At 61.4% G+C, this 23202-nt stretch carries 20 protein-coding genes and 1 pseudogene; 6 read left to right on the top strand and 15 right to left on the bottom strand.

From position 1 onward, the window contains the following. Positions 1 to 36: 36 nt before the first annotated feature. The 8 genes and pseudogenes from AB7M25_RS27215 to cbiE form a co-directional block, all read right to left on the bottom strand. The gene (locus AB7M25_RS27215; RefSeq protein WP_454238225.1) at positions 37 to 2154 is read right to left on the bottom strand and encodes a TonB-dependent copper receptor; all 2118 of its coding nucleotides are present in this window, start codon (positions 2152 to 2154) and stop codon (positions 37 to 39) included. A 191-nt stretch (positions 2155 to 2345) separates the two neighbouring features. Then, positions 2346 to 2789: a DUF2946 domain-containing protein gene (locus tag AB7M25_RS27210; protein ID WP_429561333.1), complete on the bottom strand. Its 444-nt coding sequence runs from the start codon at positions 2787 to 2789 to the stop codon at positions 2346 to 2348. A 21-nt stretch (positions 2790 to 2810) separates the two neighbouring features. Beyond that, positions 2811 to 3290: a copper chaperone PCu(A)C gene (locus tag AB7M25_RS27205; RefSeq protein ID WP_007979618.1), complete on the bottom strand. Its 480-nt coding sequence runs from the start codon at positions 3288 to 3290 to the stop codon at positions 2811 to 2813. A 48-nt stretch (positions 3291 to 3338) separates the two neighbouring features. After that, complete coding sequence (locus AB7M25_RS27200) at positions 3339 to 3737, bottom strand: DUF2946 domain-containing protein (protein ID WP_033048371.1); 399 nt, start codon at positions 3735 to 3737, stop codon at positions 3339 to 3341. Positions 3738 to 3774: 37 nt separating this feature from the next. Beyond that, positions 3775 to 4094 (bottom strand): annotated as a pseudogene (locus tag AB7M25_RS27195) (addiction module antidote protein). Positions 4095 to 4351: 257 nt separating this feature from the next. Beyond that, positions 4352 to 5080, bottom strand: coding sequence for a cobalt-precorrin-6A reductase (locus AB7M25_RS27190; protein WP_454238224.1), 729 nt, complete (start codon positions 5078 to 5080; stop codon positions 4352 to 4354). Beyond that, positions 5077 to 6174: a cobalt-precorrin-5B (C(1))-methyltransferase gene (locus AB7M25_RS27185; protein WP_454238223.1), complete on the bottom strand. Its 1098-nt coding sequence runs from the start codon at positions 6172 to 6174 to the stop codon at positions 5077 to 5079. Before AB7M25_RS27185 ends, AB7M25_RS27190 begins: the two co-directional genes overlap by 4 nt. Further along, positions 6167 to 7378: a precorrin-6y C5,15-methyltransferase (decarboxylating) subunit CbiE gene (gene cbiE / locus AB7M25_RS27180; RefSeq protein ID WP_454238222.1), complete on the bottom strand. Its 1212-nt coding sequence runs from the start codon at positions 7376 to 7378 to the stop codon at positions 6167 to 6169. The genes AB7M25_RS27185 and cbiE overlap by 8 nt, the downstream gene beginning before the upstream one ends. Positions 7379 to 7546: 168 nt before the next feature. Here cbiE and cobG point away from each other — a divergent pair, with 168 nt between their 5' ends. The 6 genes from cobG to AB7M25_RS27150 all read left to right on the top strand — a co-directional run bounded on the left by cobG (position 7547) and on the right by AB7M25_RS27150 (position 13651). After that, positions 7547 to 8869 (top strand): precorrin-3B synthase, encoded by a 1323-nt coding sequence (gene cobG, locus AB7M25_RS27175; protein WP_454238221.1) that lies wholly within the window; start codon positions 7547 to 7549, stop codon positions 8867 to 8869. After that, positions 8862 to 9488 (top strand): precorrin-8X methylmutase, encoded by a 627-nt coding sequence (locus AB7M25_RS27170; protein WP_007979603.1) that lies wholly within the window; start codon positions 8862 to 8864, stop codon positions 9486 to 9488. Before cobG ends, AB7M25_RS27170 begins: the two co-directional genes overlap by 8 nt. After that, positions 9488 to 10219 (top strand): precorrin-2 C(20)-methyltransferase, encoded by a 732-nt coding sequence (locus AB7M25_RS27165; RefSeq protein WP_429382811.1) that lies wholly within the window; start codon positions 9488 to 9490, stop codon positions 10217 to 10219. The genes AB7M25_RS27170 and AB7M25_RS27165 overlap by 1 nt, the downstream gene beginning before the upstream one ends. Then, positions 10219 to 11922 carry a precorrin-3B C(17)-methyltransferase gene (cobJ, locus tag AB7M25_RS27160; protein WP_454238220.1) on the top strand — a complete coding sequence of 568 codons (1704 nt, stop codon included), beginning with the start codon at positions 10219 to 10221 and terminating at the stop codon, positions 11920 to 11922. The genes AB7M25_RS27165 and cobJ overlap by 1 nt, the downstream gene beginning before the upstream one ends. A gap of 206 nt (positions 11923 to 12128) precedes the next feature. Further along, a complete protein-coding gene (locus tag AB7M25_RS27155) occupies positions 12129 to 12944 on the top strand; it encodes a hypothetical protein (RefSeq protein WP_429382415.1) in 816 nt (271 codons plus the stop codon). A 56-nt stretch (positions 12945 to 13000) separates the two neighbouring features. Next, positions 13001 to 13651 (top strand): hypothetical protein, encoded by a 651-nt coding sequence (locus tag AB7M25_RS27150; RefSeq protein WP_429382413.1) that lies wholly within the window; start codon positions 13001 to 13003, stop codon positions 13649 to 13651. A gap of 84 nt (positions 13652 to 13735) precedes the next feature. On the opposite strand, the gene AB7M25_RS27145 is transcribed toward AB7M25_RS27150, so the two are convergent. The 7 genes from AB7M25_RS27145 to AB7M25_RS27115 all read right to left on the bottom strand — a co-directional run bounded on the left by AB7M25_RS27145 (position 13736) and on the right by AB7M25_RS27115 (position 23182). After that, positions 13736 to 14332 carry a MarC family protein gene (locus AB7M25_RS27145; protein WP_429382411.1) on the bottom strand — a complete coding sequence of 199 codons (597 nt, stop codon included), beginning with the start codon at positions 14330 to 14332 and terminating at the stop codon, positions 13736 to 13738. Between the two features lie 65 nt (positions 14333 to 14397). Next, positions 14398 to 17175: a hybrid sensor histidine kinase/response regulator gene (locus AB7M25_RS27140; RefSeq protein ID WP_429382409.1), complete on the bottom strand. Its 2778-nt coding sequence runs from the start codon at positions 17173 to 17175 to the stop codon at positions 14398 to 14400. A gap of 100 nt (positions 17176 to 17275) precedes the next feature. Then, positions 17276 to 18571 carry a phosphoribosylamine--glycine ligase gene (gene purD / locus AB7M25_RS27135; protein WP_429382407.1) on the bottom strand — a complete coding sequence of 432 codons (1296 nt, stop codon included), beginning with the start codon at positions 18569 to 18571 and terminating at the stop codon, positions 17276 to 17278. A 155-nt stretch (positions 18572 to 18726) separates the two neighbouring features. Continuing rightward, a complete protein-coding gene (gene purH, locus AB7M25_RS27130) occupies positions 18727 to 20334 on the bottom strand; it encodes a bifunctional phosphoribosylaminoimidazolecarboxamide formyltransferase/IMP cyclohydrolase (RefSeq protein WP_015093300.1) in 1608 nt (535 codons plus the stop codon). Positions 20335 to 20416: 82 nt separating this feature from the next. Further along, positions 20417 to 20737, bottom strand: coding sequence for a DNA-binding transcriptional regulator Fis (fis, locus tag AB7M25_RS27125; RefSeq protein ID WP_015093301.1), 321 nt, complete (start codon positions 20735 to 20737; stop codon positions 20417 to 20419). Then, complete coding sequence (gene dusB / locus AB7M25_RS27120) at positions 20734 to 21744, bottom strand: tRNA dihydrouridine synthase DusB (protein WP_454238219.1); 1011 nt, start codon at positions 21742 to 21744, stop codon at positions 20734 to 20736. The genes fis and dusB overlap by 4 nt, the downstream gene beginning before the upstream one ends. Positions 21745 to 21928: 184 nt before the next feature. After that, the gene (locus tag AB7M25_RS27115) at positions 21929 to 23182 is read right to left on the bottom strand and encodes a DUF3426 domain-containing protein (protein ID WP_428610521.1); all 1254 of its coding nucleotides are present in this window, start codon (positions 23180 to 23182) and stop codon (positions 21929 to 21931) included. Between the last annotated feature and the right edge of the window lie 20 nt (positions 23183 to 23202).

The raw sequence follows: 23202 nt of genomic DNA, 5'->3' as shown, positions 1-23202 counted from the left end.
ATTGTCCATGTGGGAGCGGGCTTGCCCGCGATGCTCTTAAAAGCTCATGTCCACCTTGGTCCAGAACGTGCGCCCCGGCTCCTTGATGGCTTGCGGGTCATTGGCCGGGTAGCCGAAACCTGCGTTCCCTGCCAGGTTCAAGTGCTCGGCGTAAGCCTTGCCGAACAGGTTGTCGACGCCGCTGCTGACCTTCCAGTGGCTGTTGATCCGATAGGCACCGTTGAGGGAGAACACGCCGAACCCCGGCGTCTTGCCGAAGTCCTTGCCGACCACGTTGCCCTTGTTCTGGTCGATACGGTTTTGTGCGGCGACCACTCTCCACAGTGCGCCGGCACTCCAGTTGTCTTCGCTGTAGGTCAGGCCGAAACGGGTGTCCAGCGGCGGCATCTGCGGCAATGCAGAGCCATCGCTGCTGTTCTTGCCCCAGGCGTAGGCCAGGGTCGCGTCGGCTTTCCAGTGTTCAGTGAGGCTGTACGCGGCGCCCAGTTCGCCGCCCATGATTCGTGCGTCGATGTTCTCGGCTTGCGAGGTCGTGCCCATCATTGTCGGGGTGTAGTTGAACAGGATGTAATCGCGCACCTGCCCGATATAACCCGAGGCCCAGGCTTCGAGTGTTTCGGTCTTGTATTGCAGGCCGAAATCGAGCTGGGTGGTTTTTTCCGGTTTGATCGAATCGAAGGCATTCACCGAACCGGCGGGGCCGGACTTGGGTGAAAACAGCTCCCAGTAATCCGGGAGCCGCTGGGTGTGACCGAAGCCCGCATACAAGGTGGTCGGGCTGTCGGCCAGGTCGTGCTCGTAGCGGATGAAGCCGCTTGGCAGGGTGTCGGCGCGGGTGTCATCGGCGGTCGGATTCGGGCGGGTCATCATTCCCGAGCCGATGGTCTGCCGATAGTCCTTGGCCGAGGCGCGGTCCAGGCGTGCGCCGCTGATCAAGCGGTCACGGTCCGCTGCGTACCAGGTCAGTTCACCGAACACACCGTAGTTATGGAAGTCGGCATCCTTGGTGTAGGGCAGGTCCTTGTAGGTGTCGACACCCATGGCACCGCGCTGGCGATGCTCGTTGGTCTGTGCGTCGATGCCGCTGATCAGCTGCACATCAGCCCAGCGCCAGGTGGCCTTGATCCGTGCGCCGAGGGTGCGTCGGTCGACGTTGGAGGCCATGGGGCCGGCCATCATGCCGGTGCCGGACGGCGTGCGCAGGGTGTAGTTGTCCATCACGTGGTCGGCGTAGTTGTAGTAGACCTGCGCCTCGACCGTGTCCAGCACATCGCCGATGCTGGATTTCTCGAAGCGCAGGCCGAGGCTTTCGCGCAGGAACTGCGAACCGTCCATGCTGCGCCCGGCGTAGCGCGCTTCACCGTCACCCTTGCCGGCGGTCAGCTCCAGCAGGGTATCGGTATCCGGGGTCCAGCCGAGTGCGACGTCGCCGTTCCATTTGTCGTAGCGCGATGGGACGGTGTCGTTGTTGCCATCCTGATAGTCGTCTGCATGTGCGGTGTTGCCGATCACCCGCACGTAGCCCAGTGGCCCGCCGGCAGCGGCGTCCACCAGTTTGTCGAAGCGCCCGTTGGAGCCGGCCAGCACGCTGGCGTTGACCCGTGTTCCGAGCTCGCCGAAGTGTTCCGGCTCGCGGTCGAACAGGATGGTGCCGGCCGAAGCGCCCGGTCCCCAGAGCACGGTTTGCGGGCCTTTGATCACGGTGAGCTTGTCGTAGGTTTCCGGCGAAATGTAGGAGGTCGGGGCGTCCATCCGGCCCGGGCAGGCGCCCAGCATCATGCCGCCGTTGGTGAGGATGTTCAGCCGCGAGCCGAACATGCCGCGCAGCACCGGGTCGCCGTTGGTGCCGCCGTTGCGCACCTGGGCGAAACCCGGAATGGTTTTCAGATAATCCGAGCCGTCGCTGGCCGGCACCGGTTGGCGCGGGTCCTTGGGGTTGGTGACGATGGTCAATGGCGAGCTGGGAGCAACGGCGGTAATCACCGTCGGGCTCAGTTCTTCAGTGTGACCGGCGTGTTCATCGGCCAGCGCGGAAGGCGCCAGCAAAGCACCGCACAGGATCGCGGTGGCGTGCCTGAAACGAATGCAGGATTCGTTCAGGGCAAAAGAGGCTTGGGCAGCGTTCAAGCACGGGGCAGCAGAAAACCTGGACATGACAACTTCCATCGAACAGTCGTAAACGACACGGCCGGCAGCCTGCGCAATCCCTGTGGGAGCGGGCTTGCTCGCGAAGAGGGAGTGTCAGTCAACACTGATGTCGCCTGGCACACCGCTTTCGCGAGCAAGCCCGCTCCCACAGGTTGCTGTGGTTGTCTGGCGGACCGTGTGAGATCGGAGGTGGGGGTTTACGCGACGGAAGGCGGGGCGCGGGTGCGGGCGCCGGGGAAGAAGGTCTGCCGGGCATGACCCAGGCGTGGCGAGGGCGCGGTGAAGGTGTTGACGGGTGCAATGACGAAGTTGGCGAAGGACACGCCACCGGTCAGCGCCGGGCAGTTGAACAACAGGCCGCAATAGCCGCACTTTTCCCACAGCACATGCTGACCCGGGGCAGGCGGGCAATGCTCGGCGGTGGCTTGCGTGCCATGCTCGGCATGCTCCATCGCCGGCATGTCCATGCTCATACCCGCAGGCATGCTCATCGACATGGCGCGCGAATCCATCGGCATCGACTGGGAAATCAGCGGACCGATAAAAATCATCAGCATGGCGAACAGGCTGATCCAGCTGCCGCGTGTCAGGCTCGATGCCTGACTGCGTGGCCTGGATGACCTGGCGCTAAGCGGGCGCATGGGCGTTTTCAGCTCAGGCGATTACGGATTGTGCGCGTGCGCTTGCATGCCGTCCGGCGCCTGCTTCTGCACCGCGACTTCGACCGTCACGTCACCGGCCTTCTCGAAGTGCAGCGTCATGGGGAAGCGCTTGCCGTCGACCAGCAGGCTGCGGTCCTTGAGGCCCAGCAACATCACGTGATAGGCCATCGGTGCGAAAGTGACTTCGCCACCGGCGGGCACTTCCACGCTCGGTACGTGCTGCATTTTCATCATGTCGCCTTGCATCACGTGCTCATGCAATTGCGCTTCGCCGGCAATGGGGGTGTCGACGCTGAGCAGGCGGTCGGCGGTCTTGCCTTCATTGTCGATCACGAAATACGCCGCAACGGTGGGCGCATTGGGCGGCAACTCCTGGGACCACGGATGAGCGATTTCCAATGTGCCGACCTTGTATTCGTGGGCATTGGCAAAGCAGGCAGGCAGCAGCAACGCAGCCAGAACGATGAGTTTGTTCAACATGGCAGTTCTCCGGAACGATTTAAAACGCAGGTCAATTGCGAGAAAAAATCACACCAGAGGGGACGCGCGGGGGTTGAGACTCGGCCATTGCTGGCGCGGTGACGGGCTGGTGAGCGAAGTGGCAGGCAGGCTTCGGTTGGATTCGAAGTGCGCGAAATACAGCTGTGGCGAATGCCCCGGCAACGCCACCAATGGCGCAGAACCCGAGCAGCACCAGCAATGCTGCATATTGGAATGATCGTCGTTTTGCGGGGCTTTCTGTTCAAGGTCGCCGATGGACGTCGCCACCATCCTGGTGCCGCTGGAACTGCAGAAGCTGCCCCACAACAACTGTTCGGCAGGTGACTTCGATGTTTGCGCCATCGCTCCGGACATCGGCATGGCGAGCAGGTTGAACAGCACTGCGAAGCAGGCTATCCAGGCAATTGCGAGCCGTTGTCGGGACATGGGACAAAATCCGTTTGGGTGGGCGATCAGGCGCGGGCTATTTAGCCTGATCAGGGCCGATAAGTAAAAACGCGGCGTGCGGTTTGGTGTCGCAGCGCGTTGCGTTCATTGATTTCATCATAGCTGCGAATTCCAGAATGCCAGCACCGCTTAAACATTGTTCAGAATCTCACGAGCTGTACCGGCGTCACGGTCAAGTTGTGTTGCACCTTGTGCACGGGTTATGTCGTTGAGTGCTGCGCGTATCAGGAGGCCATCGCCCACATCTTCTTCAAAGCAGGCATTAAGATATGCGGCCATTTCATCCGGCGATTTGAGGAACTGCACGGCATCGAAACGGGTGAACTGTTCAGTCATTTCGGTTCTCGGACACATTGCTTACATGAAACGAAAGCGTAACTTGATTGCTGAGCCGGTCAGTCAGTAGTTCCTTAAAGATTTGTACGTAAAGTCTGAGTGATTAGTAGGTTCCAACCTTGCGTCGCCACTGATGGCGCCTTCGCGGGCAAGCCCGCTCCCACAGGGTTTCTTTGTATAGCCCTGGACTTGTGTTCGGTGAGGTCCACTGTGGGAGCGGGCAAGCCCGCGAAGGCGTCCTGACGCGTTCGCAAAAATCAGGTTAAAAACTGCTCTGTCATCGCTCGCAACAGGTCTACGACCGAATCGAACTCCCGTTCCACGCTTGGCAATTCGGCGCGCTTTAAAACAATCACCGGCACCCCCCGCTCACGCGCCACTTCCAGCTTCGGCTCGGTCGCCGTGCTGCCACTGTTCTTGCTGATCAATACGTCGATGTTTCGCCGTTCGAACAACTCGCGTTCATCGTCGATCAGGAACGGTCCCCGTGCGCCTATCACTTCGCAGCGCTCGTTGCCCGGATAGATATCCAGCGCGCGCAGGGTCCAGAATTGCTCCGCAGGAATTTCATCCAGGTGTTGCAGGGGCTCGCGGCCGAGGGTGAACAGCGGTCGGCGGAAGGGTTTCAGAGCTTCGATCAGTTCGGCCCAATCGGCAACTTCCCGCCAGTCATCACCCGCCCGGGCTTGCCAGGCCGGACGCCGTAGCGCCCAGCAGGGAATACCGCTCAAGCGCGAGGCGGTCGCAGCGTTCTGGCTGATTTGGGCGGCGTAGGGGTGAGTGGCGTCGACCAGCAGCTCGATACCTTCATCGCGAATGAATTGCGCCAGACCCTCGGCACCGCCGTAACCGCCAACGCGGATCTGACATTGCAGGTCCGTCGGCACCCGGCCGATACCGGCCAGGCTGTAAATGTGCTGCGGCCCCAGCGTGCGGGCAATGGCCAGGGCTTCGGTCACACCGCCGAGCAACAGGATGCGCTTCATTGGAAAGCGCCTGCATGGCCGACAATCCCGCCCTGGCGATCGATGGCAAAGACTTCCACTTGAACCTGCGCCGGCACCACGCTGCGGGCAAAGTCCAGGGCGTGCTGACAGACTGCGTCGCCCAGGGCAACCCCGGCTGCGGCGGCCATGGCCAATGCCTGCTGGCTGGTGTTGGCTTCGCGGATGCTTTGCTGCAATGCCGTATCGGCACCGACCTGCGCGGCCCATTGCGCCAGTTGCGGCAGGTCGATGCTCGAATGACGACTGTGCAAATCCATATGCCCGGCCGCCAGTTTGCTGATCTTGCCGAATCCACCGCACAGGCTGAGCCTGTCCACGGGCACTTTGCGCAGGTGCTTGAGTACGGCACCGACGAAGTCGCCCATTTCGATCAGGGCAATTTCCGGCAGGTTGTAGACCTGGCGCATAGTGTCTTCGCTAGCGTTGCCGGTACAGGCGGCGATGTGCAGGTAACCGTTGGTTTTCGCCACATCGATGCCCTGGTGGATCGAGGCGATGTAGGCCGCGCATGAAAACGGCCGGACGATGCCGCTGGTGCCGAGGATCGACAGTCCGCCAAGGATGCCCAGGCGCGGGTTCATGGTTTTCAGTGCCAGTGCCTCGCCATTCTCGACATTGACCGTCACGTCGAAACCGCCGGCATAACCGAGTTCGTCGGCCAGCCGGGCCAGGTGATCGCCGATCATTTTGCGTGGCACCGGGTTGATCGCTGGTTCGCCGACCCCCAGCACCAGCCCGGGCCGGGTCACGGTGCCGACGCCGCGACCGGCATGGAAGCGAATCCCCGGCTCGGCGTTCAGGCGCACCTGCGAGTAGAGCAGGGCGCCATGGGTCACGTCGGGATCGTCTCCGGCGTCCTTGAGGGTTCCCGCTTCGGCGCCGTCCCCGGTGAGGCGGCAGAACTCCAGGCGCATCTGCACGTGCTTGCCTTTGGGCAGCACGATGTCCACCGCGTCGGCTGTTACACCGGCCAACAGCAAGCGTGCGGCAGCGAGGCTGGTAGCGGTGGCGCAACTGCCGGTGGTCAGGCCACTGCGCAGCGGGGCGGGTTGTTCGGCGGTTTCGTCACGCATCGAAAGGCTTCGTCACGTCCAGCAAGGTAATCGGCAGGGCCTGGCGCCAGGTGTCGAAGTCGCCCAGTGGTTGTGCTTGCGCGATATGAATTCGCGTCAGCTCTCCGCCGTGTTGCTCGCGCCAGGCCATCAGGGTCATTTCACTTTGCAGGGTGACCGCGTTGGCAATCAGCCGGCCACCGGGCTTGAGTTCGGCCCAGCATGTATCCAGCACGCCGTCACGGGTAACACCGCCACCGATGAAAATCGCGTCCGGTCGCTCCAGGCCGTCCAAGGCCTGCGGCGCACTGCCACGAACCAGCTGCAGGCCAGGAACGCCAAGGGCATCGCGGTTGTGTTCGATCAGCGCCTGGCGGCCGTCATCCGCCTCGATGGCCAGTGCGCGACAACCGGGGTGGGTGCGCATCCATTCGATGCCGATCGAGCCACTGCCGGCACCGACATCCCACAACAGTTCGCCGGGGATCGGGGCCAGACGTGCGAGGGTGATGGCGCGCACATCGCGTTTGGTCAATTGGCCGTCGTGCTTGAAGGCGGAGTCCGGCAGTCCGGCCAGTCGGGACAGGCGAGGTGTATTCGGTTCAGCGATACATTCGATGGCGACCAGGTTCAGGTCGGCGATCAGCGGGTCGTTCCAGTCGCTGGCGATACTGTCGACACGCCGCTCGGCTTCGCCGCCCAGGTGTTCCAGCACGGTGAGACGGCTGGGGCCAAAACCACGTTCGCGCAACAGTGCCGCGATGGCGGCGGGGCTGCGGCCGTCGTTGCTCAATACCAGCAAGCGCACGCCGCTGGACAGCTGGGCGTTGAGTGCAGCGACCGGCCGGGCCACCACTGAAAGGGTAACCACGTCTTGCAAGGGCCAACCCATTCGCGCTGCGGCGAGCGAGCAGGAGGAGGGCGCGGGAAGCGCCAGCATCTCGGCGGCGGGGAGTTGCCGGGCCAGGCTGGCGCCGACGCCGAAGAACATCGGATCGCCACTGGCCAGGACACAAACGGGTTCGCCACGGTGCGACAGCAGCGACTCAAGGCAGAAGGGGCTGGGCCACGGCTGGCGCTCGCCGCGTATGCACGGCGGGAGCAAATCCAGATGCCGCTGGCCGCCGAAGATTTTCGCGGCGCGCAACAGCGCATGCCGGGCGTTCTTGCCCAGGCCCTTGAAACCGTCTTCGCCGATGCCTACTACCGTCAGCCAGGGGGTCATGCCGTTCCTCAATCACGCGTTCAACATTGTTGGGCGGCATGATAGCGCGGGTTCCTTGAGCTGACTGCCTTCTCTTCCCGACCGGAGTCTTTTCATGCAGCGAAGTAAAGCAGGCATAATACCGCGCACTTTCGCCGTGAATCGCCTCGCCACCTGAACGGGTCCGCCTTGAACGAACGTCCGCTGTCCGCTGCCTTACGCCCCTCGGCTTGCCCGGGGTTGCTGCGTATTGTGCCGGCGCTGGATGGCGGCATCTGTCGGATCAAGTTGAACGGTGGTTCGATCAACAGCGTCCAGGCCGAGGCCGTGGCGTCTGCGGCCGAGCGTTACGCCAGCGGAGCGATCGAGGCGACCAACCGGGCCAACCTGCAGATCCGCGGAATTGGCAACGAGCAATCGGCGTTGATCGACAGCCTGCTGGCCGCCGGTCTGGGACCGCGAACGGCGGCTGGCGACGATGTGCGCAACCTGATGCTCAGCCCCGGCGCCGGGATCGACCGGCGCATGCTGTTCGACACTTGGCCGCTGGCCGGGCAGATCCTCGCCACATTGCAAAGCCACGAAGTTTTTCACGACCTCAGTGCCAAGTTCGCCGTGCAGCTTGATGGCGGTGAAGACCTTGCGATGCTCGAACATCCCCATGACCTGTGGCTTTCGGCGTTTGAGCAAGGCGGCGAGCAACGGTTGGGGTTCGGTTTGGCGGGATGCCCGACGGACAGCCCCGCCGGTTCGGTTGCACTCGCTGACGGGCATGCGCTGGTGGTCGCGGTCCTTGAGTTGTTCCTTGATCTGGCGCGCCCCGAGCAGACGCGGATGCGTCATTTGCTGGCCGAATATTCGCTCGAGGATGTTTTGCTTCGGCTGGCTGAGCGAGTACCGATGCAAGCGGTTGTCGGTTGGCAGCGGGTTGGGGGTTGCCGTGATTTGCACATCGGCGCGCATCTCCAGGCCGAATCCGGTGTTGTCTATGTCGGGGCTGTCCCGCCATTGGGACGGCTCGATCCGGCGATGCTGCGGGGTGCGGCACAACTGGCACGGGAGTTCGGTGATGCCAGTCTGCGCTTCACGCCTTGGCAAAGCCTGTTATTGCCCAATATCCGCGCGGAAAACGCCGCTGAGGTCATTCGGCAGTTGCACTGTCTGGGCTTGCAGTGCGAAGCCGATCAGCCATTGTCCCGGTTGATCGCCTGCACCGGTTCAAACGGCTGCGGTAAAGGCCTGGCCGAGACCAAGGGCGATGCCCTGCAACTGGCTACATTGCTGCAACGTCACGGGCAAACGCCGAGCGTGCATTTGAGCGGGTGCGCGCGTTCCTGCGCCGCCGCGCATACGGCGCCCGTCACATTGCTGGCCGTCGCCCCCGGTCACTACGATCTCTATTTTCGCGATGCAGCGCAGCCGGGTTTCGGCGCGCTGCACGCACGCAACCTTACTATTGAAGCGGTCGCGGCCCTGCTCGACGCCCGCTCACGGAGCCCCCTTGATGCTTGATTACATCCGCGACGGTCAGGAGATCTATCGCAACTCCTTCGCGATCATTCGCGCCGAGGCCAACCTCGACCGAATTCCGGCCGATCTGGAGAAACTCGCGGTCCGTGTGATTCACGCCTGCGGCATGGTCGAGGCCATCGACGGTTTGCAGTTTTCCGAAGGCGCGGGCAAGGCCGGGCGTGATGCGCTGGCGGCCGGCGCGCCGATTTTGTGCGATGCGCGAATGGTCTCCGAAGGCGTGACCCGCGCGCGGTTGCCGGCGAACAATCCGGTGATCTGCACCTTGCGCGACGAAAGCGTTCCGGAACTGGCCCGTGAGCTGGGCAACACCCGCTCAGCCGCTGCGCTGGAGCTGTGGCGTCCCCATCTGGAAGGTAGCGTGGTGGTCATCGGCAACGCCCCGACAGCATTGTTTTATTTGCTGGAAATGCTCGACGCCGGTGCGCCGAAACCGGCGCTGATCCTCGGCTTCCCTGTAGGTTTCGTCGGCGCCGCCGAATCCAAGGCAGCGCTGGCGGCTGACAGCCGTGGCGTGCCGTTTGTCATCATGCAGGGGCGCCTGGGCGGTAGCGCCATGGCTGCCGCCGCCGTCAATGCCCTCGCCACGGAGATCGAATGATGCAGCAACCTGGACGTTTGATCGGCCTTGGCGTAGGTCCCGGTGATCCGGAACTGATTACCGTCAAGGCACTGCGGCTGCTGCGCGAGTCGCCAGTAGTGGCGTACTTCGTCGCCAAGGGCAAGAAGGGCAACGCCTTCGGTATCATCGAAGCACACCTGCAAGACGCACAGAATTTGTTGCCACTGGTGTACCCGGTGACCACCGAAGTCTTGCCGGCGCCATTGTCCTACGAGCAAGTGATCAGCGACTTCTACGATGACGCTGCCGCCGAACTGGCCGCGCATCTCGACGCAGGCCGCGACGTAGCGGTGATCTGCGAGGGCGACCCGTTCTTCTACGGTTCCTACATGTACCTGCACGACCGGCTCGCCCAGCGTTATCAGGCTGAAGTCGTGCCTGGCGTGTGCTCGATGCTCGGCGGAGCCTCGGTGCTCGGTGCGCCGCTGGTGTATCGCAATCAGAGTCTGTCAGTGTTGTCCGGTGTGCTGCCGCACGACGAACTCAAGCGTCGCCTGGCCGATGCCGATGCGGCTGTGATCATGAAACTGGGACGCAACTTTCCCAAGGTCCGCCAGGTGCTGGAAGAACTCGGCCTGGCCGAGCGTGCGCTGTACGTCGAACGCGCAACCATGGCCAATCAGAAGATCGTGCCGCTGGATCAGGTCGAGCCGATGTCTTCGCCGTACTTCTCGTTGATCATCGTTCCCGGTGAAAGGTGGCAAGGCTGATGACCCGTCCAGTTCCGGCGATTGTCATTCTCGGCAATGGCAGCCTCGCGACCGCGCGCAGCATTCAACAATTTTATCCCGATGCGCTGATTCACGGCCTGGCTGAACGGGTTGAAGGCGCGGATCGGGTCTATCACGAATTCGGTGCGACCCTGCGCGAACTCTATCAACAGGGCACTCCCGTCATTGCCCTGTGCGCCGCCGGGATTGTGATCCGCACCCTGGCGCCGTTGTTGCTGGAAAAGGGCGCCGAGCCACCGGTATTGGCGGTGGCCGAAGACGGCAGCGCCGTGGTTCCACTGCTGGGTGGTCTCGGCGGGGTGAATGTGATGGCGCGGGAGATTGCCGCCGTGCTTGAAGTCGCTGCGGCGATCACCACCAGCGGCGAGTTGCGTTTTGGCACTTGCCTGCTCAACCCGCCCAGCGGTTATGCCCTTGGCGATCTGGAACTGGGCAAGCGTTTCGTTTCCGATTTGCTCGCCGGTGAAACGCTGCGCATCGAGGGTGAGGCCCCGTGGCTGGCGCAGGCGCAGTTGCCCGAAGATGCACAGGCCCGATTGGCGGTGCATGTCAGTCATGCCGAACGGACACCCGCGGCCAACGAATTGTTGATCTACCCGCGCAATGTGGTGGTCGCTGTGGATGCTGGTCTGGTGAACGTCGCGGGGGCGGTGCGCGAGGCATTGCATCAGGCAAAAATCGCCGTGCAGTCGCTGGCCTGCCTGTTGGCTCCCGAGACCGAAATGGCCTGCCCGGGGTTGCGCGAAGCGGCGCTTGAATTAGGCGTGCCGCTGCGTTTTGCCAGCGCTGAGAAGGTGCTTGGCGAACGTCTGAGTGCTGCCATAGCCCAGCCCGTTTCCATGCTCGGTAGCGACACCGTTGCCATTGCGGTGGCAGAGCAGCCGCTGGCCCCGTCGCAGATCGGCCGCCCGCGTGGACGGCTGGCGGTGATCGGCCTCGGGCCGGGCGCCGCCGAATTGATGGTGCCGGCCGTGAAAGCGGAACTGGCCCGTGCAACCGACGTGCTGGGTTACGAAACCTACGTGCGCATGGCCGGGCCGTTTCGTGCCGATCAGGTGTTGCATTGCACCGATAACCGCGAAGAGATGCAACGCGCCCGTCACGCCTTCGAACTGGCAGCCCAGGGGCGTTCGGTGGTGGTGGTTTCTTCGGGGGATCCGGGGGTTTTTGCCATGGCTGCGGCGGTGCTGGAAGCGCTGCATGATTCCACCGACGTCCATTGGCATAACGTTGATCTCGAGATTCTGCCGGGGGTTTCCGCCTCGCTGGCGACGGCCGCCCAGGCCGGCGCACCGCTGGGTCATGATTTCTGCGTGCTGTCGCTGTCCGATAACCTCAAGCCTTGGGCAATCATCGAAAAACGCCTGGATCTGGCCGCTCAAGCCGATCTGGCCCTGGCGTTCTACAACCCGATTTCCCGTTCGCGGCCATGGCAACTGGGCCAGGCGCTTGAAATCGTCGCCCGGCACCGTATGCCGCAAACACCTGTCGTGTTGGGGCGGGACATTGGCCGACCGGGACAGACATTGCGCGTCACGACTCTCGGACAATTGACCCCCGACCAGGTCGATATGCGCACGATGGTATTGATCGGCTCATCCCTGACCTGTGTTTTTCCGCGGGTCGGCGGCGGTGATTGGGTGTACACGCCGCGCTGGTACCCAAACAAGCCAGCCACCTGAGTGAAAGCGGCTTTGTTCAATGGTCGCTGATGTTCAAGGCAACAACTAACGATAGGGCCTGCGATTGACGAAAGTTGTCGCGGGCCTTTTATTTTCTAATGACTCCTGAAATAAGTTCTGCGTGTTTTTGCTTTGACCGACTCAATTCTTCGCTTTAGTTTTCAGCGGGTCGCATGAAGCGGCTTATTGATTAAATGGAGATTTAAATGGTCGATATAAAAGATTATTCAGTGGCTCAGGTCGCATTTGATGATGCCATGCAGGATAAGTATTTCGAAGGCATTGCGGCAGAACTTGAAAACGTTGTGCCACGGGCGCGGACCAAGCGTTCCACCTCGACCCTGGGCGCAGTATCGAGTGACTCGTCAGCGCAAGGTGTGGGGGCTTCGGTAGTAGGCCCCTCGCTGGTGGTGTTCGAGCAGGCGCTTTCGGAGGGCGACAGGCAGGATGCACTGGACTGTCAGCAGTTTGCCGAAGCGGTGGTCCGGCGTCTGCCCAACGGAACCAGCAACAAAGATCGCTACCTGAAGTACAACGAGGCATTGTTGGCGGTGGGCTGGGTGAGCGGAGGCTTCACCCACAAGAACTACGTCAGCAAAAAGCTCACCATCACGATGAATGAAGCGATTTTGCAAGTGCTTGAGACCGTTGTTCCGGGTGGAGCAGTCAGCGTCCTGAACCTGGTGGCATCGGGTTTCAGCAAGCTTAAGGGCGATAAGGACGCACTGAAGATTGTCGATGCCGGCAGCAAGAAAAACGACGTTATCAGCTTCAAGGCTGTGCCCTTCATTGCGACGCCAGGCGGTGGCATGTCCATGTTGATTGGCGGCCTGGACTTGGTGGACAAGGAATATAACGGCAACTTTTTATTCGTGACTTACAAGGCGCAGGGTTTGCAGGTTTTCCAGGCTGCCGGTGTGCGCCTGTTTAATCGACGTGCATTCGAACGAAAGAAAGACATGATATATGCCTATAACGACCAATTTGCCGATGGTCTTTTCAAACAATTGACAGGTCAATAAGGCGGGCAAGCCTTGATCGATATAATCGATCAAGGCACTGACTGTATGGGATAAATATGCCTGCGTCTGTTAATGCCGTTGTAGTGGGTGGTTGCCTGTTGTCCTTTACCCAGCGGGTAAGTTCGCAAGACCAACAGGATATACAGGATTGCCTGTTGTACGCGGAACTGGCGGCCAATGAGAAATACCCTGGCCAAGTGTCGAGGAAGGCCTGGTTCGATTATTTTCAAGGGCGATTGATCAAGGCGGGATACAGGCTCAAGACCATCGTTCCGGCTGATCCGATCCGGGTCACGAGTGTCCGACAATTGCTCAGTGCCAGTTACAGCGTGATTGGCCACTTGGGCGTGGAGCGTTTGAGCCAGCTTCTCGAGGACACCTATCAGGCATTGCGGCTGGATGAGTTTGCCTGGGACTTCTTTCGCGGCAATGTGGCCAATGGCGGATCGGGTATCCTCAAGTGCGCACCTTGCGAGCGGCTCGCCTCGGGTGAAGTGGTCGTCTGCCTGCTGGGCTTGCGCTACAGCGCGACCGTGATTGAAAGCGACTTTTTCCTGTGGAGCGAGTTCGATCGAGAGCTGGCGATCATTCCCGGTGGCGGGGTGTTTGTGTTCGACCGACGGGCGTTTGAAAACTACCGTAAACGGGTCCACGAAAAAATCGAAGCTTATTCAAACAAGGTGTTCGTGCGCAAAATCCAGTCCTGACTCAAAGGTTTTGCACGCAATAAAAGACAAGGCCCTGTGATTGATGCACAGGGCCTTGTTTTCGGGTTCGGACAAGCCGTCGCTTCAAGGCACCAGGTAGCCCCTCACCCCGGTGAAGATGATCTGCGCCGCCAGTGCGCATACGAACAACCCCATCAAACGGCTGACGATCTGCAATCCCTGGTCACCGAGAATGCGCTCGATTCGACTGGACAAAAACAGCACCACGCCCACGGTAAAACTGGCCATGGCAATGCCGACAATGGCCGTGAGCTTATCGTCCCAGTGCGGCTGACTCACGCCCATCACCAGCAACGCACCGATGGTGCCGGGGCCGACGGTCAGTGGAATGGTCAGCGGGACGATGGTCACATCCTGCTGCACGTTGTCGGTCTGTACCGCCGATTTGCCTTGTGCCATCCCCAGCGCCGAGATGAACAGGACGCTACCGGCGCCGATGCGGAATGCGTCCACGGTAATGCCGAAAACACTGAAAATCACTCGGCCGAACAAGTACAGCAGCACACTGGAGACCAGTGTGGCGACCGCAACTTTCCAGGCCAGTCGTCGCTGTTCCTTGCGCGAATAACCACGGGTCAGGCTGATGAAGCAGGACAACACGAAGAATGGGCTGTAGAGCACCAGCATCTTCAGGTAAACGCTGAACAACACTTGGAGCATGGTGCCGGGCTCACTGGCGAGGGAGGTCGAGGGGGAGTCTATCAGGGGTTGCGCAGTCTGTCGGCTCAGGAAGTTTGGGTCGTTGCGCGATTCTGCTGGTCACGCTGGGCGACCCAGTGTTCGATCAATTCACGCAGTTGTGACAGTTCGACCGGTTTGGCCATGTGTCCGTCCATGCCGGCCTGGCGCGCACGCTCTTTGTGTTCGGCCAGGATGTGGGCGGTCAATGCCACCACGGGGGTTCGGACCCGCTGGTTGCCGACTTCCCAGGCACGCAATTGCTGGGTGGCCGAGAAGCCGTCGAGGATCGGCATTTCGCAGTCCATCAGCACCAGGTCGTAACGCTGGGCTTTCATCGCCTGCAAGGCCTCTTCGCCGTTGCAGGCGGTATCCGGTTGCAGGTTGAGCTTGCTCAGCATGCCGCGGATCACCTTGGTCGAAATGCTGTTGTCTTCGGCCACCAGAATGCGGAAATCGCTGGGGACCTTGACCGGCGGGGGCGGGCCGCTTGGCAGTGATTGCGTGACGACCTGGCCTTTGTTGCGTTGGGTCAGTTCGTCAGCCAGGGTGGTCTTGAGGGTGTAGCCGGCCACCGGTTTGGCGAGGATGCGCTTGATCCCGGAGTTGCGCGCAATGATCTTGCTCGGCGCATTGCTGATGCCGGTGAGCATGATCAGCAGGATGTCATGGTTCAGGCTCGGGTCTTCCTTGATCTTGGCCGCCAGTTGCATGCCGGTCATGCCGGGCATGTTCTGGTCCAGCAGGACCACATCGAAGTAATCGCGCAAATGCGCCTTGGTGCGCAGCAGTGCCAGGGCTTCCTTGCCGGAAGGCGCGGCGCTGACGTTCAGGCCCCAGGCGCTGCATTGCTGCACCAGCACCTTGCGACAGGTGTCGTTGTCGTCCACCACCAATACCCGCGCACCTTGCAGCGGGCCGTCGAGGTCGGAGGTCGGGTGTTCGAGGCGATCCGGATCCAGTGGCAGGGTCAACCACAGGGTGCTGCCCTGGTTGCTGCCACTCTTGATTCCGAATTCCCCTTGCATCAAGCGTATCAGTTGCCGGGCAATCACCAGGCCCAGGTTGCCGCCCAGGTGGGTGGCTGACAGAAAATGCCGGCTGTGCAGTTCGGCGTGCATCAGGGCGTCGCGTTCTTCGGCGTCCATCGGCTCGCCGCTGTCCTGCACGGCGATACGCAGGCGCGGTTTGGTGTTGCGCTCGTCGAGCGCCACGACGATCAGGATTTCGCCTTCATCGGTTTTTTTCAGGGCGTTTTCGAGCAGGCTCAACAGGGTCTGGCGCAGGCGTGTCGGGTCACCGCTGATCACTCGAGGCACTTGCGGCTGGATGAAGCTGATCAACTCGACGTTTTGCTGCTCGGCCTTGGCGCGGAAGATGCTCAGGCAGTCTTCGATCAGCGCGTTGAGGTCGAACTGCACATCGTCCAGCTCGATCTGCCCGGACTCGAGTTTGGAAATGTCGAGAATTTCGTTGATCAGTGTCAGCAGCTCGTTGCCGGCGCTGTGGATCGTCTGCACATAGTCGCGTTGCTTGACCGACAGCGGTGTGCCCAACAGCAGCTCGGTCATGCCGAGAACACCGTTCATCGGGGTGCGGATTTCATGGCTGATCTTCGCCAGGAACTCGGCCTTGGCGTTGATCTCGGCATTGCTGGCCGCCAGGTCGCGGCTGATGCTGAAGCGGTCTTCGGTGATGCGACGCTGGCGCTCGCTCAACGCGATGCTCATCAGCAGGCCGCTGATGCAGATGAACACCAGCAAGGTTGTGATCAGGCCATGGGGTTCGACCAGGGTCAGCCCCAACAGCGCAGGCAGGATGACCAGGGACCCGAGGTTGAACACCACCATGGCCGCCACGAAGAGACGGGCCGGGCGATAGCCTTTTTGCCAGTGATAGGCGCTGATGAACAGCATGGTCAGGCCAGCCAGGGCTACCAGGCCGTAGGTAATGAAGTTCAGCGGCAAGGTATTGACGAAGAGCAGCATCAGGCCGCAGGCGGTGATCAGCAGGACCTCGCCGAGCAGCAACCGGTTCAGCGGGTGCGGCCCGAGCGGGGAGAAGAAGCGATAGGCAAGCATCAGGCCGCAGGGCGCCGTCAGCAGCAATGCCAGGTAAGCCCCCGGCGTTTGCAGGGCGTGCCAGTCTGGTAGCCAGGGACCGGCGAGGTTCAGCAACAGCAGCAGGCTGAGCATCAACAGCCCTTCGCACGTTGCCAGCCAGAGGGCGCTGTGCGAGCGGGTGTAGGCGTAGCGGATGAGGTTGTGCAGGATCAGCATGGCGATGCAGCCGAACAGCAGGCCATAGATCAGCGTCTGGTTCTGGTTGGCAGCCGCGATGACCGCCGATTGCAGGGTGATGTAGGGGCGTAACTGGTGGTCGGAGGCCAGTCGCAGGTAGACGTCCAGGGAGCTGTCGCTTTGCGGCAGGGGCAGCATGAAGTCGCTGCTGGGCAATGGACGCTCGGATTGGGGCTGTTCGTTGCCTGTGCTGGTTTGGTCGATCAGCTTGTCGCCGTCCAGTACGTACATGTTGAACTGGCGCAGGTCAGGCGCGAACAATCGCAACACCTGTTCGTGCTTGCCCGGTGCAAGCTTGAATCGCAACCATAGCGCTCCATCGGGTTCAGCCGCGGTAATGCGGTCGAGTTCGATGGGGCTGAATTGATTGGTGTAGCGTGCGGAACGGATGTCGCTCAGTTGCAGGTCGCCCTGTTCGTCGAGCAAAACCGCCCAGCCACTGCCTTGCGCGGCCTGGGCCGGTAGCATGCAGAGCAGGGTCAGCAATGTGACGGTTAAGCTTATGGCAATCCTGAGCCAGCGCACGGCGAAATCCCTTCGTTAGGTTGATGCCAGAATATAACGATGCGCGGCGCCGGAATAGCCAGGCAATGAACCGTGTTCATTGCCTGGTGCGGTGTCTACCTTATTCCTGGCTTTCGCCACGCTCGCGGGCAATGGCGCGGTAGCCAATGTCCTTGCGATAGAAGCAGCCTTCCCAGTCAATTGTTGCCGCCAGCTTGTAGGCCTGCTGCTGTGCAGCGTCGACGCTGGCACCCATGGCGGTGGCGCACAACACACGACCACCGGCGGTCACTACCTGTTCATCCTTGAGCGCCGTACCGGCGTGGAAAACCTTGCCTTCCAGTGCGGCGGCTGCATCCAGCCCCTTGATGGCTGTGCCTTTGGCGTAGTCACCAGGATAGCCGCCAGCGGCCAGAACGATGCCGACGCTCGGACGTGGATCCCATTGGGCTTCCACTTTATCCAGCGCCTGGGCCAGGGCGGCTTCGACCAGCAACACCAGGCTCGACTGCAGGCGCAGCATCACCGGCTGGGTTTCAGGGTCGCCGAAACGGCAGTTGAATTCGATGACTTTTGGGTTACCAGCCTTGTCGATCATCAGGCCTGCGTACAGGAAACCAGTGTAGACGTTGCCTTCTTCGGCCATGCCGCGCACGGTCGGCCAGATCACCAGGTCCATGACGCGCTTGTGCACGTCGGCGGTGACCACTGGCGCCGGGGAGTAAGCACCCATGCCGCCGGTGTTCGGACCGGTGTCGCCGTCGCCGACGCGTTTGTGGTCCTGGCTGGTGGCCATCGGCAGCACGTTCTTGCCGTCGACCATGACGATGAAGCTGGCTTCTTCGCCGTCCAGGAACTCTTCGATGACCACGCGCGAACCCGCATCGCCAAAGGCATTGCCCGCCAGCATGTCGCGCACGGCGTCTTCGGCTTCGGCCAGGGTCATGGCGACGATCACGCCTTTACCGGCGGCCAGGCCGTCGGCCTTGATCACGATCGGAGCGCCTTTTTCACGCAGGTAAGCGAGGGCTGGCTCGATTTCGGTGAAGTTCTGGTAGTCGGCAGTCGGGATCTTGTGGCGAGCCAGGAAGTCCTTGGTGAAGGCTTTCGAACCTTCCAGCTGCGCAGCGCCAGCGGTCGGGCCGAAGCAGTCGAGGCCGCGGCTGCGGAACAGGTCCACGACACCGGCAACCAGCGGCACTTCAGGGCCGACGATGGTCAGGGAAACGTTTTTCTCGGCAAAGTCTGCCAGTTGCTCAAGCGCCAGTACGTCGATGGCGACGTTCTCACACTTGGCTTCGATGGCGGTACCGGCGTTGCCCGGCGCCACGAACACTTTCTGCACGCGCGGATCCTGAGCCACTTTCCAGGCCAGGGCGTGTTCACGGCCACCGCTGCCAATGATCAAAACATTCATTTCAAAAACCTCGGATGACGCTAATTCTTGATAGCACCGCTGGGATGCTCTTATGTGGGAGCGGGCTTGCTCGCGAAAGCGGTGTTTCAGTCACATCAATATTGAATGTGCCGCCGTCTTCGCGAGCAAGCCCGCTCCCACAGTTGATCGTTGTATCAGTGACGGAAGTGGCGCATGCCGGTGAAAACCATCGCGATGCCGGCTTCGTCGGCCGCCGCAATCACTTCAGCATCACGCATCGAGCCGCCTGGCTGGATCACAGCAGTCACGCCCGCCTTGGCCGCATTGTCCAGACCGTCGCGGAACGGGAAGAATGCGTCGGAAGCCATCACCGAACCGGCGACCTGCAAGCCGGCATGTTCTGCCTTGATTGCAGCAATACGCGCGGAGTTCACGCGGCTCATCTGGCCGGCGCCGACACCGATGGTCTGGCGATTCTTGGCGTAGACGATGGCGTTGGATTTCACGTACTTGGCGACTTTCCAGGCGAAGATCAGGTCGTTGATTTCCTGTTCGGTCGGTGCGCGCTTGGTCACCACTTTCAGGTCGTCGGCGCCGATCATGCCGATGTCGCGGCTCTGCACCAGCAGGCCACCGTTGACGCGTTTGTAGTCCCAGGCAGCGGCACGGTCAGCCGACCACTCGCCACAGGCCAGCAGGCGTACGTTGGCTTTGGCGGCGACAATGGCGCGGGCTTCTTCGCTGACGCTCGGGGCAATGATCACTTCGACGAACTGGCGTTCGACGATGGCCTTGGCGGTCTCGGCGTCCAGTTCGCGGTTGAAGGCGATGATGCCGCCGAAGGCGGATTCGGTGTCGGTGGCGTAGGCCAGGTCGTAGGCCTTGCGGATGCCGCCTTCGGCGTCAGGGCTGACAGCCACGCCGCACGGGTTGGCGTGCTTGACGATCACGCAAGCCGGCTTGACGAAGCTCTTCACGCATTCCAGCGCGGCGTCGGTGTCGGCCACGTTGTTGTACGACAGTTCCTTGCCTTGCAGCTGGGTTGCGGTGGCGATGCCGACTTCGGCAGGTTTGGCTTCCACGTAGAACGCCGCGCTCTGGTGCGGGTTCTCGCCGTAGCGCATTTCCTGGGCCTTGATGAACTGGCTGTTGAAGGTGCGCGGGAATTCGCTGCGGCCTTCTGTGCTCAGGGTGTCGGCCGCCTGGTTCACGGTGCCCATGTAGTTGGCGATCATGCCGTCGTAGGCGGCGGTGTGTTCGAACGCCTTGAGCATCAGGTCGAAGCGCTGAGCGTAGGTCAGGCCGCCGGCCTTGAGGTTCTCAAGGACGCTGGCGTAATCGCTGGCATTGACCACGATCGCTACGTCTTTATGGTTTTTCGCGGCCGAACGAACCATGGTCGGGCCGCCGATGTCGATGTTCTCGATGGCGGTCGGCAGGTCGCAGCCTGGCTTGTTGATGGTGGCTTCAAACGGGTACAGGTTGACCGCGACCAGGTCGATCGGCTTGATGCCGTGTTCGTTCATGATCGCGTCGTCGATACCGCGACGACCGAGGATCCCACCGTGGATTTTCGGGTGCAGGGTTTTCACCCGGCCGTCCATCATTTCGGCGAAACCGGTGTAATCCGCGACTTCCACTGCGGCAACGCCGTTGTCTTGCAGCAGCTTGAACGTCCCGCCGGTGGAGAGGATCTCGACGCCCAGGGCTTCAAGCTCCTTGGCGAATTCGAGGATCCCGGTCTTGTCGGAAACGCTGATCAAGGCGCGGCGGATCGGCAGGCGGGTAGTCTGGTCGGTCATCTCAATTTCCATCAAAAGCAAAGGAAGTCAGCAAAAAAGGCGACCGGTTTTACGCGGGCGCCTTTCTGGTTTGATTGAATGCTTACAGCAAATCGTACTGCTTGAGTTTCTTGCGCAGCGTGCCCCGGTTCAGTCCGAGCATCTCGCTGGCCTTGGTCTGGTTGCCCTTGACGTAGTTCATCACGCACTCGAGCAGGGGAGCCTCGACTTCGGAGAGCACCAGGTTGTACACATCAGTGACGGCAGCGCCCTCAAGGTGGGCGAAATAATTGTGCAGCGCCTTCTCGACACTCCCGCGAAGGGTCTGGCCCTCTTCGCTCGGTGTATTGAGGTGCTGTTTCAAATTCACGTTGTCGCTCACGGGTGTTGTTCCACTCACTAAAGTCTCGGTCATCATCGTCATGCGGCCACCCACTCTCCGTCCCCTGTCAGGCTCTTGTAACGCTCGGCGAAAAACGCCCGAACGTTGGCGCATTGTGTATCCGTACCATCCAAACGATTGAAGTGGGCGCGAAACTCCCTGGCGCCCGGCAGGGTTGCGAGATACCAGCCCACATGCTTTCGAGCAATGCGTACACCCATGACATCGCCATAGAAGGCGTGCAGGGCAGCCAGATGCTCTAGCAGGATGCGTTCCACCTCGATCAGTTCCAGCGCCGGGAGTTTCTCGCCGGTACGCAGGAAATGGTCGATCTCGCGAAAAATCCATGGCCGCCCCTGGGCAGCCCGGCCAATCAACAAACCATCGGCACCGGTCGCGTCGAGCACGTACCGGGCTTTTTCCGGCGAATCGATATCGCCGTTGGCGAAGACCGGAATCGACACCGCCTGCTTGATCGCGGCAATGGTGTCGTACTCGGCAACACCTGTGTACAGGTCGGCACGGGTGCGGCCATGCACTGCCAGCGCCGTAATGCCTGCCTGCTCGGCGATCTTCGCCACCGTCAGGCCGTTTTTGTTGTCCCGGTCCCAGCCGGTCCGGATCTTCAGGGTAACCGGCACATCGACCGCAGCCACGACGGCCTGCAGGATCTCGGTTACCAGGGCTTCATCCTTCAACAGTGCGGAACCGGCAGCCTTGTTGCAGACTTTCTTGGCCGGGCAGCCCATGTTGATATCAATAATCTGCGCGCCCATTTCAACGTTGGCACGGGCAGCGTCCGCCAGCATCTGCGCGTCCCCACCGGCGATCTGTACCGAGCGTGGCTCGGGATCACCTGTGTGGATCATGCGCATGCGCGATTTGCGGGTGTTCCACAGACTCATGTCGCTGGTGACCATTTCCGAGACGACCAGTCCCGCGCCCAAGCGCTTGCACAGCTGACGAAAGGGCTGGTCGGTGACACCCGCCATGGGGGCGAGAATCAAGCTGTTATGTAATGTGTATGGGCCGATGCGTACCGCCGACATAGGACTTCCCTGTTGTGGGGCCGGATCATGAGAGTTCGAAAAAGGGTTGGCATGATACCCGCTCTCGATGACTGGATAAAGGCTGAATTGAACAAAATCTGAACAGTTATTCTGTTATTACCCGTGGTTTGGTTGGCCAGGGGGAGTCAGAAAGCCGACGTCAATCGGGGAGCGATGACGCGCTTCACTCCGGAGAGTGAAAGCTCAGACTGTAGTTCACGGCCTTGGCGCCGGGGTCGAGAATGTCCAGGGCGATGTGGATCGGCGTCTGCGGAGGCATTTCTGCCATGCCTTCGAGATCGCCATTGAGGTACTCGCCTGGCTTGAAACGGCGGCTGGCGATCAGATGGCCATTGAGGTCGGCGAAGCGCAGTTCCAGCAGCGGGAAGGGCTGGGAAAAGGGGGCGCGGTTATAGATGATCGCATCGACCACCAGTGCGCCATTGAATTCGGGATGGCTGCGCACCACCAGGTTGCTGCTTTTAATTTTTGCAATGTCGACTTTGGAGGGCACGGTGCAGCCGATTTGCGGGCACAGTTGCTGGAACCACGGGCGATATTGGTCCTGTCTCGCCAGTTCGTCGAAATGGTAGGCGATGTACTGGCCGGCGAGCGCGCCCGCGGCGATCAGCACCAGCAGCAACCACAACAGCCGTCGACCCCAGGGCGAGCGGCGTTTTTGCCAGTCCAGTTGCAGCGGGTCGTCGGTCAGGTCTTGCAGCACTTCGGCACGCACGCCCGTCTCGCTGCGTTCACGTCGCTTGCGCAGCGGTTCGACCGAGGGCAGGTTGTCGTCGATTTCGTTCTCGTCGGCGGCCGACAGACGTTCGTGGTGCAGCGGCGCATCGAGCGGGTCGTGCAAGCGCAACTGGGGTGGCTGCAGTTCGTCGTCGAGATCGACCGGTTCCAGAGACAGCGAAGGTTCGGTGCGCGAGGCTTTGCCCGGTTCGACCGTTGGCTCTGGCGATTCAAGGCTGTCGAACGGTTCGTCGACTTGCGCACGATCGGCCGCCGACTCACTGAACAGGCTGTCGGACCACGGCTCCTCGTCATCCTGCCCGGTGCTGTCGCGGCGGGCGCTCAGCGAGTCGTCGCGATGGCGGCCGAGCTCGGTGGCCGGCTGGATCTCCCGCTGTTCGAGCCGGGCGAGTTCTTCGTCGAGGTCAAGACTGTCCAGGTCCAGTTCGGTCGCGCTCCATTGCTTTTGGCTGATGGCGCGCGGTGCCGATGGCTCGAGCGGTTCGGCAGGCTGCACAGGCGGTAACGGCGCCACTACCGGTGGTTCCTTGCCGGCCTGCTCAAGCAACTGCCTGGCGGCATTGAACACCTGCAGGCAGGAGCCGCAGCGAACCACGCCGCGAGCCACGCTCAATTGGGCATGGCTGACGCGGAAGCTGGTTTGGCAATGCGGGCACTGAGTGACGAAGCTATCGGTCATGCGGCGTTCCGGATTATGCA

The organism is Pseudomonas sp. AP3_22 TE3818, assembly GCF_053628995.1.
Note: the sequence above shows the minus strand (reverse complement) of the source record. Positions and strands in the feature narration are given on the sequence as shown.